This is a genomic window from Lactobacillus kitasatonis DSM 16761 = JCM 1039 (genome assembly GCF_000615285.1).
GTDB lineage: Bacteria > Bacillota > Bacilli > Lactobacillales > Lactobacillaceae > Lactobacillus > Lactobacillus kitasatonis.
In genome coordinates, this window is record NZ_BALU01000005.1 from 19,229 (window position 1) to 34,256 (window position 15,028).

General features: G+C 40.3%; 12 protein-coding genes and 3 pseudogenes. 12 read left to right on the forward strand and 3 right to left on the reverse strand.

Translation table 11 applies throughout. The features are described from left to right. The first annotated feature begins 167 nt into the window (after positions 1-167). The 5 genes and pseudogenes from pyrR to carB all read left to right on the forward strand — a co-directional run bounded on the left by pyrR (position 168) and on the right by carB (position 7,366). On the forward strand, positions 168-710 hold the full coding sequence (pyrR, locus tag JCM1039_RS04460; protein ID WP_025014814.1) for a bifunctional pyr operon transcriptional regulator/uracil phosphoribosyltransferase PyrR: 543 nt from the start codon (positions 168-170) through the stop codon (positions 708-710). A gap of 145 nt (positions 711-855) precedes the next feature. Then, positions 856-1,810 (forward strand): annotated as a pseudogene (locus tag JCM1039_RS10670) (aspartate carbamoyltransferase catalytic subunit). Further along, on the forward strand, positions 1,810-3,087 hold the full coding sequence (gene pyrC, locus JCM1039_RS04470) for a dihydroorotase (protein WP_025014815.1): 1,278 nt from the start codon (positions 1,810-1,812) through the stop codon (positions 3,085-3,087). Before JCM1039_RS10670 ends, pyrC begins: the two are co-directional and overlap by 1 nt. Next, positions 3,088-4,185 (forward strand): glutamine-hydrolyzing carbamoyl-phosphate synthase small subunit, encoded by a 1,098-nt coding sequence (gene carA, locus JCM1039_RS04475; RefSeq protein ID WP_034532984.1) that lies wholly within the window; start codon positions 3,088-3,090, stop codon positions 4,183-4,185. Beyond that, positions 4,178-7,366 (forward strand): carbamoyl-phosphate synthase large subunit, encoded by a 3,189-nt coding sequence (carB, locus tag JCM1039_RS04480; RefSeq protein ID WP_025014817.1) that lies wholly within the window; start codon positions 4,178-4,180, stop codon positions 7,364-7,366. Before carA ends, carB begins: the two co-directional genes overlap by 8 nt. Positions 7,367-7,477: 111 nt before the next feature. Here the strand turns inward: carB and JCM1039_RS10675 are convergent, their stop codons facing one another. Further along, positions 7,478-7,735 carry a HigA family addiction module antitoxin gene (locus JCM1039_RS10675; protein WP_034532985.1) on the reverse strand — a complete coding sequence of 86 codons (258 nt, stop codon included), beginning with the start codon at positions 7,733-7,735 and terminating at the stop codon, positions 7,478-7,480. A gap of 216 nt (positions 7,736-7,951) precedes the next feature. Here JCM1039_RS10675 and JCM1039_RS10680 point away from each other — a divergent pair. The 3 genes and pseudogenes from JCM1039_RS10680 to msrB all read left to right on the forward strand — a co-directional run bounded on the left by JCM1039_RS10680 (position 7,952) and on the right by msrB (position 9,701). Further along, positions 7,952-8,814 (forward strand): annotated as a pseudogene (locus JCM1039_RS10680) (GRP family sugar transporter). A gap of 121 nt (positions 8,815-8,935) precedes the next feature. After that, a complete protein-coding gene (locus JCM1039_RS04495; RefSeq protein WP_025014818.1) occupies positions 8,936-9,217 on the forward strand; it encodes a hypothetical protein in 282 nt (93 codons plus the stop codon). A 47-nt stretch (positions 9,218-9,264) separates the two neighbouring features. Beyond that, positions 9,265-9,701, forward strand: a pseudogene (msrB, locus tag JCM1039_RS10685) (peptide-methionine (R)-S-oxide reductase MsrB). A 59-nt stretch (positions 9,702-9,760) separates the two neighbouring features. Here msrB and JCM1039_RS04505 read toward each other — a convergent pair. Next, positions 9,761-12,142, reverse strand: coding sequence for a Xaa-Pro dipeptidyl-peptidase (locus JCM1039_RS04505; RefSeq protein ID WP_025014819.1), 2,382 nt, complete (start codon positions 12,140-12,142; stop codon positions 9,761-9,763). 185 nt (positions 12,143-12,327) lie between these two features. On the opposite strand from JCM1039_RS04505, the gene JCM1039_RS04510 reads away from it, so the two are divergent. Together JCM1039_RS04510 and JCM1039_RS12585 are read left to right on the forward strand one after the other, a co-directional pair. Then, positions 12,328-12,747: a hypothetical protein gene (locus JCM1039_RS04510; protein WP_025014820.1), complete on the forward strand. Its 420-nt coding sequence runs from the start codon at positions 12,328-12,330 to the stop codon at positions 12,745-12,747. A gap of 269 nt (positions 12,748-13,016) precedes the next feature. Continuing rightward, a complete protein-coding gene (locus JCM1039_RS12585) occupies positions 13,017-13,187 on the forward strand; it encodes a helix-turn-helix domain-containing protein (RefSeq protein WP_236692600.1) in 171 nt (56 codons plus the stop codon). A 32-nt stretch (positions 13,188-13,219) separates the two neighbouring features. On the opposite strand, the gene JCM1039_RS04520 is transcribed toward JCM1039_RS12585, so the two are convergent. Next, complete coding sequence (locus JCM1039_RS04520; RefSeq protein ID WP_025014821.1) at positions 13,220-13,435, reverse strand: hypothetical protein; 216 nt, start codon at positions 13,433-13,435, stop codon at positions 13,220-13,222. Between the two features lie 93 nt (positions 13,436-13,528). Between JCM1039_RS04520 and JCM1039_RS04525 the strand changes: the two genes are divergently transcribed. Both JCM1039_RS04525 and JCM1039_RS04530 read left to right on the forward strand, forming a co-directional pair. Then, positions 13,529-14,326: a TIGR02452 family protein gene (locus JCM1039_RS04525; RefSeq protein WP_025014822.1), complete on the forward strand. Its 798-nt coding sequence runs from the start codon at positions 13,529-13,531 to the stop codon at positions 14,324-14,326. A 72-nt stretch (positions 14,327-14,398) separates the two neighbouring features. Then, a complete protein-coding gene (locus tag JCM1039_RS04530; RefSeq protein WP_025014823.1) occupies positions 14,399-14,998 on the forward strand; it encodes an SHOCT domain-containing protein in 600 nt (199 codons plus the stop codon). Positions 14,999-15,028 lie beyond the last annotated feature (30 nt).

Sequence of the window (15,028 nt, forward strand, 5' to 3'; positions counted from 1 at the left end):
ACAAATGCTGTCATTTACAGTAACTTTAAAGCAATGAATGTCCTTTAAAATTAGTCCCGTGAGGCTAGCAAGGCAGGCTTAAATTAAGTTTCGACTTTACAGAAAGCTCCTAGTCTCAGAGAAGAATGGGAGCTTTTTTCATGGGCAAAAATTAGGAGGCTATTAAATTGGCAAAAGAAATTTGGGATGCACTTGCAATGAAGCGTGCGCTTACGCGTATTACTTACGAAATCATCGAACAAAATAAGGGTACCGATGATCTAGTATTAGTTGGAATTAAGACGCGTGGCGTTTACTTGGCTAACCGCATCCATGACAGAATTCAAAAACTTGAAGGTGTTGATGTTCCAGTTGGTCAACTTGACATCACCCTTTACCGTGATGATCGTCATGATGCATCCTTAAAGCAAGATCCAGTTGTTAACTCTGATCAAATTGATGTTAACATCGATGACAAGCACGTTGTCTTGATCGACGATGTTATTTACACTGGTAGAACGATTAGAGCTGCGATGGATGCTTTGATGCACGTTGGTCGACCAAGTTCGATCAGAGTGGCAGTTTTGGTTGACCGTGGTCACCGTGAATTGCCAATCCGTGCCGACTTTGTTGGTAAAAACATTCCAACTTCTGCCGACGAACAAGTCGCTGTTAATGTAGTTGAAAAGGACGGCAAAGATTCAGTTGAATTGAAGGCTTTGCCAAAATAAAAAATAGAAAAAGTAAATAATTCAACCATTTAATTGACTCCAGAGAGGGCCAGAAGGGTTGCTTAGTTTTTCGTATACAAAAGTACGAAGAAAAAGCCTGGAGCAATTAAATGCTTCAGGCTTTTTTTGATAGAAAGAATAGAAAATGGAAAATTTAAATCTTGTTAGTTTACCACATTTTGTTAGTGTTGAAAATTTGCATGTCGATGAAGTTGAAGCTTTGATCAAACGAGCTGAATACTTCAAAAAGGGCGGCGCAACACCTCGCTTAACTAAGCCGGTTTACGTAACCAACATGTTTTTCGAAGACTCAAGCAGAACGCATACGAGTTTTGAAATGGCTGAAAGAAAATTAGGCTTAACAGTTATCCCATTTGATCCAGCTCACTCATCTGTTAACAAAGGTGAAACTTTATACGACACTTCATTAATCATGAACGCTTTGGGCGTCGATCTTGAAGTGATCCGCCACTCACAAAATGAATACTACAACGATTTGATCAACTTGAAAGAACACCAACACCTAAATATCGGTGTGATCAACGCAGGTGACGGCAGCGGGCAACACCCAAGTCAATGTATGCTCGACATGATGACTATTCACGAACACTTCGGCCACTTTAAGAGCTTGAAGGTAGCATCGTCGGCGACATCACTAATTCAAGAGTAGCTAAGAGTAACATGGAACTTCTTACTAGATTAGGTGCAGAAGTTTACTTCTCAGGTCCAAGCTACTGGTACGACAAAAAATTTGATAAATACGGCAAGTATGAAGAATTAGATAAATTAATCCCTGACATGGATGTATGATGCTTTTAAGAGTACAACATGAACGTCACGCAGGTGATCCTAATGAAAAGAAATTTGATGCTAAAGCTTACCATGAAAAATACGGCATCAACCATAAACGCTACAACGAATTAAAGCCTGACACAATCATCATGCATCCAGGCCCAATCAACCACGACGTTGAACTTAGCGGTGACTTGGTAGAAAGCGACAAGTGCATGTTTGTCCGTCAAATGCAAAATGGTGTATTTATGAGAATGGCCATGATTGAAGCAGTATTACGCGGAAGAAAGCTCGGAGGTCTCGAATAATGACAACAGTAATTAAGAACGGTACCGTTTATCAAAATGGTCGCTTAGTTAAAGCAGACGTTTTAATTGAAAATGACAAAATTAAGGCAATCGGCACTGATTTAACAGGCGATAAAGTAATTGATGCCAAAGGCAAGTTGGTCAGCCCAGGTTTAGTTGATGTCCACGTTCACTACCGTGATCCTGGTCAAACATATAAGGAAGATATTAGAACAGGTAGTGCAGCAGCTGCTCGCGGCGGCTTTACCACAGTAGGTGCTATGCCTAACGTAACTCCTGTGCCTAACACTCCAGAATTAATGGAGAAAATGGTTGAGGAAAACAAGGAAAAAGGCGTAGTTCACATTTTCCAATATGGTCCAATCACCAATGATGAGACAACCGATGTCATTCCTGACTATGCAGCCTTGAAAAAAGCTGGTGCCTTTGCTTTGAGTAACGATGGCCACGGTGTACAAACAGCTCAAACCATGTACTTGGCTATGCAAAAAGCTAAGGAAAATAACTTGATCGTTGCGACCCACGCACAAGACGATTCACTCTTTAACCACGGTATCGTTAACGCAGGTAAGACTGCAGAAAGATTGAACTTACCACCTGTCACTGAACTTGCTGAAACCACGCAAATTGCTCGTGACTTGCTCTTGGCTCAAAAGATTGGCGTTCACTACCACATCTGCCACGTTTCAACTAAGACTAGCGTTGAACTTGTCCGCATGGCAAAGGCTCGCGGAATCAATGTTACTTGTGAAGTTGCTCCTCACCACATTCTTTTAACTGGTGACGATATTCCAAAAGACAACGGCTACTTCAAGATGAACCCACCACTAAGAACTAAGGAAGATCAAGCAGCACTTTTAGTAGGTCTTCTTGATGGCACAATTGATCTGATTGCTACTGACCATGCGCCTCATGCTAAGGAAGAAAAGCAAGGCGGAATGAAAGGTGCAGCTTTTGGTATCACAGGTAGTGAAACCGCTTTTAGTACGCTATATACTAAGTTTGTAAAGAACGAAAAGGTCTTTACTCTCGAACAATTATTGTCATGGCTTAGCGATAAACCAGCTAAGACCTTTGGTCTTAAAGACGCCGGCGTTCTTGAACCAGGCAAGCCGGCTGATATCGCAATCTTTGATTTGAAACATGAAAAAGAAATCAAGGAAGCAGACTTCAAGTCTAAGGGAGTTAACACTCCATTTACTGGTCATAAGGTTTATGGCTCAACTGTGATAACAATGGTTGATGGTAAGGTTGTATACCAGGAAGGAGCAGAGTAAATGTCAATACGCTATTTAATTTTAGAAGACGGCAGTGTTTATGCCGGTGAAGGCTTTGGCGCCGATCGTGAAACAACCGGTGAAGTTGTATTCACAACAGGGATGACCGGCTATCAAGAAGCAATTACTGATCAAAGTTATGCAGACCAAATTTTGGTTTTCACTAACCCATTGATTGGTAACTACGGTATTACCTTAGCCGACTATGAATCACTTGAACCAAAGATCAAGGGTGTGATTTGCCACCAAGTAGCACGTCACCCAGATAACTGGAGAATGCAAACTACTTTGCCTAAATTCTTAGAGCACTTGGATATCCCAGGTATTCAAGGCATCGATACACGTGCTTTAGTTAAAAAACTCCGTGTTCACGGCACTTTAAGAGGTAAGATTGCGAATTCTAAGGAAGATGCAGAAAAGATCGCCAAGATTTTACAAACTGAAAATGTAACTCAAGACATAATCAGCCGCGTATCAACTAAGAGTCCATATCCGGTTCCAGGTTCAAAGCGCAACATCGTAGTGATCGACTTTGGTATCAAGCACAGTATTTTACGTGAACTTGCCGAACGTGACTGTAACTGTATCGTCTTGCCATATACTGCAACTGCTGAAGAAGTCTTAAACCTTCATCCAGATGGTGTTCTTCTTTCAAACGGCCCTGGTGACCCAGAAGAAATGGCCGCCAATGGTGCTACAGACATGGTTCGTGAAGTAGAAAAATATGTGCCATTGATGGGTATTTGTATGGGACACCAAGTCTTTGCTTTAGCCAACGGTGCTAAGACCTACAAGATGAAGTTCGGTCACCGTGGTTTCAACCACCCAGTTCGTGAAATTGCTACGGGCAACATCGGCTTTACTTCACAAAACCACGGCTATGCTGTAGATGCTGACTCAGTTGATAAAGATAACTTAATGATTACTCACGTTGAAGTAAACGACGGTACTGTTGAAGGTCTTCGCCACAAAAAGTATCCAGCATTTTCAGTGCAGTTCCACCCAGATGCAACTCCAGGACCACACGATGAGGTTTCACTATTTGATGACTTTATGTCAATGATTGACCAAAGAAAGGAAGAAGAGCGTCATGCCTAAGAGAAAAGATATTCATAAGATTATGGTGATTGGTTCTGGTCCAATTATTATTGGTCAGGCCGCAGAATTTGACTATTCTGGTACTCAGGCTTGTTTGGCTCTTCGCGAAGAAGGTTACGAAGTTGTTTTGGTTAACTCCAACCCAGCAACTATCATGACTGATACGACAATCGCTGACAAAGTCTACATTGAACCTTTGACTGTTGAATCAATTTCAAGAATCATCCGTCAAGAATACCCAGATGCTATTTTGCCAACCTTGGGTGGTCAAGTAGGTTTGAATATGGCATTAGCTCTTGCAAAAACTGGTATCTTGGATGAACTTCACATTGAACTTTTGGGTACTAAGCTTGATTCAATTGAACAAGCTGAAGACCGTGAAAAGTTCAAGGAATTATGTAAGAAGTTAGGCGAACCTGTGCCACCATCAAAGACTGTTAATACAGTTGAAGATGCTTTGGCATTTGGTGACGAAATCGGCTACCCAATCATTGTACGTCCTGCCTTCACAATGGGTGGTACTGGTGGTGGTATTTGTCACAACCGTGAAGAATTAGCTGAAATTGCAAAGAACGGTTTGGAACTTTCACCAGTAACTGAATGTTTGATTGAAAAATCCATTGCTGGTTACAAGGAAATCGAATTTGAAGTAATGCGTGACCACGATGACAATGCGATGATCGTCTGCTGTATGGAAAACTTCGATCCAGTTGGTATTCACACCGGTGACTCAATTGTCTTCTCACCAAGTCAAACCTTGTCAGACAAGGAATACCAAATGCTTCGTGATTGTTCACTCCGTTTGATTCGTGCGCTTAAGATTGAAGGGGGATGTAACGTACAGCTTGCCCTTGATCCAAACAGCTTTAACTATGACGTTATCGAAGTTAATCCAAGAGTTTCTAGATCAAGTGCCTTGGCTTCAAAGGCTACTGGTTATCCAATTGCTAAGATGGCTGCCAAGATTGCCGTTGGTATGACTTTGGACGAAATCAAGAACCCTGTAACTGGTACTACTTATGCTGAATTTGAACCAGCTCTTGATTACGTTGTCTGCAAGATCCCTCGCTGGCCATTCGATAAGTTCCCTAAGGCTGACAGAGTTTTAGGTACTCAAATGAAGGCTACCGGTGAAGTTATGGCCATCGGTAGAACTGCAGAAGAAGCGATGCAAAAGGCTGTTAGATCTCTTGAAATCGATGAAAAAGATCTTTACTCTGAAGAAGCTCATGAAGCTAGCGATGATAAGCTTGAACAAAAGTTAGTTAAGGCGCAAGACGACCGTTTATTCTATCTAGCTGAAGCATTCAGACGTGGATACAGCTTAGAAGATGTTCATGAATTAACTAAGATCAACTTCTACTTCTTGGATATCGTCAAGCACATGGTTGAAATGGAAAAGACACTTGAAGAAAACAAGGACGATGTCGACACATTGCGCCTTGCTAAGAAATATGGTTTCAGTGATCCAACTATTGCTCACCTATGGTGCGAAAGCGAAGATGATGTAAGAAGCTTTAGAAAAGAACATGGCATCATCCCAGTCTACAAGATGGTTGATACCTGTGCCGCAGAATTTGAATCAAAGACCCCATACTTCTACTCAACTTATGATGCAGAAAATGAATCACATAAGTCAGGTAAGAAATCAGTTGTCGTAATTGGTTCAGGCCCAATCAGAATCGGTCAAGGTGTAGAATTTGACTACGCAACTGTTCACTGTGTTAAGGCTTTACAAAAGATGGGTTATGAAGCTATTGTTATTAACTCAAACCCTGAAACTGTTTCAACTGACTTCTCAGTCTCTGACAAGCTTTACTTTGAACCATTGACTCTTGAAGATGTTTTGAACGTCTGTGACTTGGAAAAGCCAGTAGGTGCAATCGTTCAATTCGGTGGTCAAACTTCAATCAACTTGGCAGCCGGTCTTGAAAAGCATGGCGTTAAGATCTTGGGTACCAAGGTTAAGGACGTTAACCGTGCAGAAGACCGTGAGTTGTTCGATGAAATTATCAAGGACTTGAAGCTTAACCAACCAAAGGGCTTAACTGCAACTACTCACGAAGGCGTTATCGAAGCTGCAGAAAAATTAGGCTACCCAGTTTTGGTTCGTCCAAGTTATGTCTTGGGTGGTAAGGCAATGGAAATTGTCTACAGCAAGGATGAACTTGAAGAATACTTGCAAGACCACGTAGATATTGCGGCTGATCACCCAATCTTGGTCGATGACTACTTGGATGGTCGTGAATGTGATGTTGATGCGATCTGTGACGGTAAGGATGTGCTTTTACCAGGTATTATGGAACACATCGAACACGCTGGTGTTCACTCAGGTGACTCAATGGCAGTTTACCCACCACAAACCTTCACTGAAGAAGTTAAGGAAAAGATTACCGACGTAACTAGAAAATTGGCTTTGACTCTGAACTGTGTCGGTATCATGAACATTCAGTTCATCGTGCGCGACGGCGAAGTTTATGTAATCGAAGTAAACCCACGTGCAAGTAGAACTGTTCCATTCTTGAGTAAGATTACTGGTATTGAAATGGCTCAAGTTGCTACGCGTGTAATTATGGGTGAAACCTTGGCTGAACAAGGCTACAGCGATGGCTTGGCACCAGAACCTGATATGATCTCAGTTAAGGCACCAGTCTTCAGCTTTAGTAAGTTAGCTGATGTTGACTCATACTTGGGACCAGAAATGAAATCAACTGGTGAAGTAATGGGCAGTGATCACACCTTTGCTAAGGCATTGTACAAGGCCTTTGCTGGAGCTAAGATGCAATTACCAGAAAACGGTAATGTCTTGCTCACTATTGAAGATAGAGATAAGGAAAAGATCTTACCAATTGCTAAGAGATTCGCAAGAATTGGTTACCGCATCTTTGCGACGAAGGGTACGGCAGACTTCTTGAAGAAGCATGACTTGCACGTTGACCTGGTAACTAAGGTTCATGAAGATGAAGCAGCTGATGACAACATCTTGAACGAATTGCGTGATAGCAAGATTGACCTGGTAATCAACACCATGGGTCATGATATTGAAAAGAATTCTGATGGATTCATCATTAGACAGATGGCTATTCAGCAAAATGTGCCACTTCTTACTGCACTTGATACTGCAGATGCATTGCTTACTGCACTTGAGAATAGATCATTTGCGACTGATGCTTTGAAGTAGAAAATATTAGTAATTAAAAATGAGCTAGTTTTAAGCTAGCTCATTTTTGTATTATGCGAGGGAAATATTATTCTTTTTTCTTGGAAAAGGCTTTATTTTATTGAAACTTTTTTAATTCATACGTTTGGCCTTTCTCATATCAATATCATTCTGAATATTAAAGAAAATATCATCTGAGACACCGAAGTATTTACCTAATTTAATTGATAATTCAGCACTAACTTCTTTTTTACCATCTAGTACGTGCTGAATTTCTGTCTCGGGCACGTCTATATCATGTGCCATCTTTTTAACGGAAATATTTAGTGGCTCCATGAATTCGCTCCAGATAAATTTTTTTATGGTTGGGAGAAGCATTAATTTTTCCATACTAATCTACTTTAATGATAATCTACAATTTCAGCTTTATAAAAGATTCTTCAAGAACGAGGACTAAACAATTCATTTTTCAGGATCGTTTGATCCTTTTTCTTAAGCTCATGAAAGCATTTTAAATTTTCCTTATTTTTTGTTTGCGTCGAAAACGATTTCATTGATAGAATGCTTTTTGTAACTTTTTTACAGAAAATAGGGGAGAAAAATTTAATGAGATATCTATTTCTATTCTTGCCAGCAATCGGCTGGGGACTTATGCCGATGTTCGTTGCTGGTGTTAAGAAGAGTAACATCTACCACCAAATCGTAGGTTCAGTGCTCGGAGCATTTATCTTTGGTGCGGTTGTTACTTTAATCAAGCGTCCTGCCTTTAACACGACAACATTCTTACTTGCCATGATGGCAGGTGCCGCTTGGGTAATCGGTCAATGTGGTCAATACTACAGTTATTCTAAGGTCGGCGTTTCCGAAACAATGCCAATCTCAACTGGTTTGCAACTGATCGGTGTGCCACTTGTTGGGGTTTTGATCTTCGGTGAATGGGCAAGTACTCAAGCAAAGCTTTTCGGTTTTATCGGTATTTTAGCTTGATCATTGGTGTTGCTTGCACTTCTTTGACTGACAAGGGTACCGCTGAAGGTAACAAGAAGAACCAAACTACAACTATGATCGTCTTGGCTTTGACCACTCTTGGTTATATCACTTCAAGCTCAATTCCTAAGGCTTTGAAGGGTGATGGTGTGATGATCTTCCTTGGTGAAACCATCGGAATGATGATTGCAACTTTGATTTACTTGATCGGCAGTAAGCAAATTAAAGTTTTGAAGGAAAAACAAAGTTACCAAGTTATTCCAGCTGGAATTATTTATGCGATTGCCGCACTTTCATACATCATTTCAGTCCAAATGAACGGTGTTAACTTGGCCTTCGTTATGTCACAACTTTGTGTTGTTATCTCAACTCTTGGTGGTATCGTATTTTTACACGAACAAAAGACCAAGAAGGGCTACATCTACACTGTAATCGGTTTGGTATTAATCGTTGCTGGTGCAGTTTTAACCTCAGTATTTTAATGGGGAACGTCGGATGAATTTCATCCGACGTTTTTGTTTTTTAAGCAAAAGAAATATGTTCTAGACTATTTTGGATTAAAATATAGGTAGGAAGAGTTTATCAAAGGAGCAGAGACGACTTATGAATGATAATACAGTATATGTAATTGATGCACGAAGATATTCTCGTAATGGCGAAATTATAGAGCATAATGTACACGCTTATAGTTCTTATCAAAATATCATTGCAGCATTTAAGCCATTTTTTGAAGTGCCCAATAAAGAAGTGCATATGAATGGCAAGAATGAGATGTTGCAGGTTAGAATTTTCGATCCAGCAAATGAATTTGTGACAAAATATAAATTCGATATCTATGAAAAGCAGATCGATAGTTTCTTTCCAAAGACGACAGAACATGTTTAGATTGAGGCGGCAGATGAGATCTGTCACTTTTTTTAGGATGTGAGAATATGGTTTTAGGCGAAAATAATAAAAAAGAAGCTTTAAAGAAACTAACTAAGGAAGAATACGATGTCACGCAGAATGCGGCAACGGAATATCCTTTTACTGGTAAGTATGACGATTTTTATGAAAAGGGCATCTACGTTGATGTGGTGTCAGGTGAGCCGCTATTTTCTAGCCAGGATAAGTATGATGCGGGATGCGGCTGGCCTAGTTTTACCAGCCGATTGCGAAACTGAAGTATCATCGTGATCAGTCGCATGGCATGGAGCGCACCGAAGTGGTAAGTCCAGAAGCGCAGTCACATTTAGGACATGTTTTTACTGATGGACCAGTCGATCGTGGCGGATTACGCTATTGCATTAACTCTGCTGCGTTACGTTTTGTTCCTTATGAGAAGTTAGATGAAGCTGGTTATGGGGAATATAAGAAATTGTTTGAGTAAAAGAAAAGGCTACTAAGTTTTCGCTTAGTAGCCTTTTTTGATGACGTTTTATTCAAACTTTATTTTTCGTAAAACTTAATTTCAGTATTAGCCAAATCAACAGTGTAGGTTTCTTCCTCAAGTGGACGCTTAGTCATGCCTTCATCAGTTGAATAAATGATCAAGGCTAACTTGCTACCTGTTGGAATTGTGTAGTAGGTAGGTTGAAGCAAGAAGTCCAAATCGTAGAACTTGTCAGCTTCAATTACCTCAGGTTTCTTCATGTCCTTATAGTTTTGCATGTTCATGTGAGCCTTTGTAATCAATTTGGCCTTGGTCTTTTTATCAGGAACGAATTCTTGCAAAGTGTCAGTGCCGAATCTGTAACCTAATTCTTGACCACCACGCATCAAAAACTTAGGTGTAGCACTTAAACGTTGTCTTTCGCCAAGTTCAACCAAAGCAACAGAGATTTGTCCCTTTGGAAGTGATCCCTTAACTCTGACTTTAACTTCAGGACGACCAACAATGGTAGTTGGGTGAATGAATTCATCAGTTTCAAAACGTAAACTTGGTTTTGCCCACTTTTCATCACCACAGATAAACTTGTATTGCCAGTCACTTTCGGAAATGCCGGCCTTCTTGAATTCGATACCGCCCATGTCAGTGAAGGACTTCTTAGCTTGACCATTGCCATCTGCGTAAAGATCGCCTTCATCAGTTGGGTAGTAAATCTTTTCTTGACCGAGTTCGTCGTTCCAGTCCCTTTCTTCATGCCACTTGTCAGCTTGTAAGTTGTCTTGAATCATGACAGTTGGCCATTGGTTATAAGCATTGTTTTCGATACCAAGTAATTCATGAACAAACCAAAGGTTCATCAAGTCAGTGAAGTCAATGGAAACAAAGTTGTTCATGTTGTAGTGAGGACCTTGGTGCAAGAAGAGGTGGTGCTTCATTGGCATCTTAGAAACGAGTTGCCAAATCTTGTAGACGTTCTTTGGCTTAACGTTCCAGTCGTTTAAACCGTGAACTGAAATCCATGAGCACTTAATGCCATCTGCATGGTGACGGTAGTTTCTTGCTTCCCAGAAGTTAGAGTATTGACCAGTTGTCCGGTCTTCTTTTTCAAGCAATTCTTTTTGCATCTTGTCATATTCTGGCTTGATCTTAAGGTAGGAACCTGCATCCCACAAGTTAGATTGGCAAGTTTCAGCCAAAAGATCGAGGTCTTCGCCTTGGCAAGCTTCAGGAGCGATGACTAAACCGTGTTCACGGTAGTAGTCGTACCATGATGAAATAGCAGCTTCGGAAACAACAGTCTTGAGGCCCTTAACACCAGTAGTTGCGATGGCAATTTGCAAAGTACCCAAGTATGAACGACCGGTCATACCGACGTTGCCGTTGCACCAATCAGCTTTGGTTTGCACAGTTCTAGTGCGGTCAGTGTAGGCAATGCGGTCGCCGTGAAGCCATTCGATGACAGCAGCTGCTGATTCAGTTTCTTCAGGCGCACCAGTGATTCTGACACCGTCACTGCCGCGGGTACCAATTGCACCAGCAAAGACACTAGCAAAACCACGTGCAAGCATGTATTCATTTAATGGGTAAGATGACTTGTGAACGGCTTCCTCAGTTGCTGGGTGGCTTGAGCCGTCTGGCTTTTCTGCCTTAACGATTGGAGAGTGTTCATATTGTGGGTCATTCCAAGTGCTTGCGTCAGATAAGTTTTCGTCGACGTTGTGGTTGCGCTTTTCGTTGGCGATAATTCCACCGAAGTATGGGGATGCAGTGTAAAGAGCTGGTACTTTCAAGCCTTTGTTAGTTTCGGCAGGACGGAAAACAGTAACTTGAATCAAGTCGCTCTTGCCGTCGTGATCGGTGTCAAGGTCAGTTTCTACGTAAACGACTTCGCGGATTACCTTATTGGTGTCAAAGACAGGAATGGATTTACCGTTGAAGAACTTGAATTCGTTTTGGCCCCAGAATTGAGTGAAGTAACCTTTACCAGCCATTACATCAAGCAAGATTTGACCGTTCTTACTACGAGTATTGAGTAAACGGTAGAAGGCTGAGACCAATTTGTGAGTGTCACTGATATCTTGCACAAATGGCAAAGCATTCTTTTGCATAAAGCCAGTTGGATCATCGAATTGGTAATCGTAGTGAACGTGGTAGCCAAGCAATTGCAAAGCAACGTTGTAGAATTGTTCGGTGCCGATGGATTCAGGCTTTTCTTTTAAGAAATCTGCTAAAGTTTCATGATCTGAAACAGCGAATTCGTTCAACTTGGCCGTTTTAGCAGCATCAGTCTTGGCTTCAGCGATTGCATTTTTAACGAGTTTTTCAAGCAGGTCGCTGAAAGACCAGTCTTCGTAGTTTCTAGGCAGGAAGTTGATGTCGATTAATTCTTTGACTTGTTGGTTGAAGCCAGTTTTGACGTAGGCATATTGATTGTATTTCATTTATTTCGCTCCTTTTTTCTTATTAATTATAGTTTACCTGTTTAAGGTGACAGCGCAATCAAAAAAGACGAGATCAAGTTAATTTTAGAGTTCTCTTATATAAATATCAGAACACTTTTATTTTTAATTTGAAGAAAGAGTACTAATATAAAAATAGGAAAACATAATGAAAGGAATTGGAATTAATGAAGAAAGAGACTTTCAAGAAGACTACGGCTGCATTATTGGTCGCGACGGCGGTTAGTAGCGGAATTTTTAGCGTAAAGACTACTGAAGTTAAGGCCAGCACTGGTGCACAAACGGCTTTGAAGAAATTAGATAAGGCAAAAGCAGATAAAATTAAAGCTGATCAAAATTTGGTTAAGGCAGAAACACAATATTCAATTGCGGAAGCTAAGAGGACTGCAGTTTTGCGTGGCAAGAAGTCAATAAGATTTGTCACGATTAATAAAAAGGGGAAGTTGGTTAAGAATTCACACAAAGCTAAGCCAGGTGTTAAGTATCATGTAAATCGTTTGTTTAAGATGGGCAAGCGTAGTTACGTGGAAATTAAATTGGGTCGTAAAAATTTGTTGCTTAATGCGAAGTACGTTGAATTTAAGTAATTTTTTAATGAATGGAGTCGGCGATTGTGTCGACTTTTTTTATGAAGCAAAAGACATAGTTAATAGTCATTAAGGAGCAAATATCATTGCCAATTACACAAACACTTATGATATCCGTGGGCATGAAATCGAGATCACTGCGCCCGCACGTTTTGATGATCAAACGCATGAAGTAATTCCTGATTTAAAATTGGATGATCAGGCCGCAAAGCTAGCGCTAGAGAAATTTCGTCAGATTTATGGTGTGGTATCACCTGAAAAAATGAAACTTGAGCCAACGTAAATTTGCCAAGGTCTTAGGTTGGAGTCCTTCGACTGTTGCATTGTATGAAACTGGGGCAATACCTAATGTTAGCAACAATCGTTTGCTTAAGATTTTGATCAAGGACGATAAAGTAATGAAGGAATTTATCGAAGATAGTCAAAAGAATGAAATGTAACAAGAAAGCCACCTTTTTCGGTGGCTTTCTTGTTAAAAAATAAAAATCTTAAATGGCGTATAAACGTAAAGCAATGCTAGAACAACGACTACGATTAATTCAATCGTGTTTCGCTTAGTTAGACGATCGTAATTTTCTTCCTTAATTTTATTTTGGTGAAATGCCTGGGTGAGCTGAATACGTCTGACCGCCAGAACGGCTGCAATAATCAGATAAATGCTGATACCGATAATATTTAGAGCTCTCATTCTTATCCCTCTTAGTTGTATTTGTGCTAGTTTTTTATTAAAATTATATCAAACAAATGTTCAAATTACGATATATTTTAGAAAGGAAAACTGATGGCAGATTATAACTCTAAACGTGAGTATTACCGTAACGTGGCTCGCAAGCACGAAGCGATGGTTGAGCAAAAGTATCAGCGACAAATTCAAGCTTCAATTAAAGGTACCAAGGTTTATAGTGTTGATGCTTTTGTAGATAAAGAAGCTGATCAATTTACTAAAAAAGCTACGCAAATTGTCTGGCCGCTTGCTACTAATCAGGCCGTGATTAAGGCCTGCAAGAATTATCCGCAGCAAAAAGTTGCTGCGTTGAATTTTGCTTCATATATTAATCCTGGTGGTGGTTTCTTGAATGGTGCAATGGCGCAAGAAGAGGCGATTTGTACGCAATCAGACCTTTATCCAGTTATTGCCAGTCAGATTGTTTTTTATGCTTGGAATAAACAGCATAGAAATCGCGGCTTGTATATAAACCGCGGACTTTATTCGCCAGATATTATTTGGGATGGGGATGCTCAAAGCGGTGTGATTACTTGTGCTGCACCCAATAAGACTGCTGGTCGTCGCACTTTGCGTGAGCCAGAAGAGCAGATGAAGTTCTACAGCGATGCCGACAGTGCAATGCTTAGCCGCATGAATTTTGTTAAAAGAATAGCTGAAGATCAGCAAGTCGATGTGTTGATCCTCGGTGCATGGGGTGCTGGCGTTTTCGGCTTTAAGCCAGACGAAGTTGCCAAGATGTGGCAAAGGACGTTTGAGCAGCCAACTAGTATTTCAACGGTCGTTTATGCAGTGATCCCAGATGAGCGGCGACAAAATCGCGCAGTGAATGAATTTAAGAAAGTTTTCGAATGAGTTAGATAGATGTTTTTTAGGTAAATTTAGTTCATAATATAAGTAAATATTTATGTACTAAGGAAAATATCTATGCGACTTTTTGATTTATTTAGTAAAAAACAAAGAAGGGCGAATCAAGCGTTTTTGGCCGACCAGCGCAGTCAACAAGTTATTGCTAAGATTAAAAAACTAGATTTGCCCACTGAACTTAAACAACAACTGATTAATGCTAAAGTTTATGACATTTGGTTTAACAGCAAGGATTTAGCACCGCTTAGTAATCTACTGAGTGATCATGAAAGAATCGAGTATGCAGCACTCGGAATTACTGATCAGGGCGAAGATGTAATGCTGACATGTACTAATCAAAATTTGATTATTTTGAGCAAAAAACATCCTAGTGAAAATAGCCGTGTGATCCCGTTAACAGAGATTATGAGCGTGCTTTTGCAGCAGCAGATCATATCTGAAGAATTAACATTAATAGTAAATAATGAACAAGTTAACATTAGCTTACTTAATAAAACAACAGCGGCACTTTTGACAGAAGCAATCAAGAAATGGTCGCAAAATAATGATAATCTTGATGAGCAAGTAGAGCAGATCAAGAAGCTAAAAGATTTGCTTGATCAAGGGATTTTGACTGAAGAAGAATTCCAAGCTAAGAAAAAGCAAATTTTAAAAATTTAGAGCAAACGAAAAGCCATGTGTTCTTTGTGA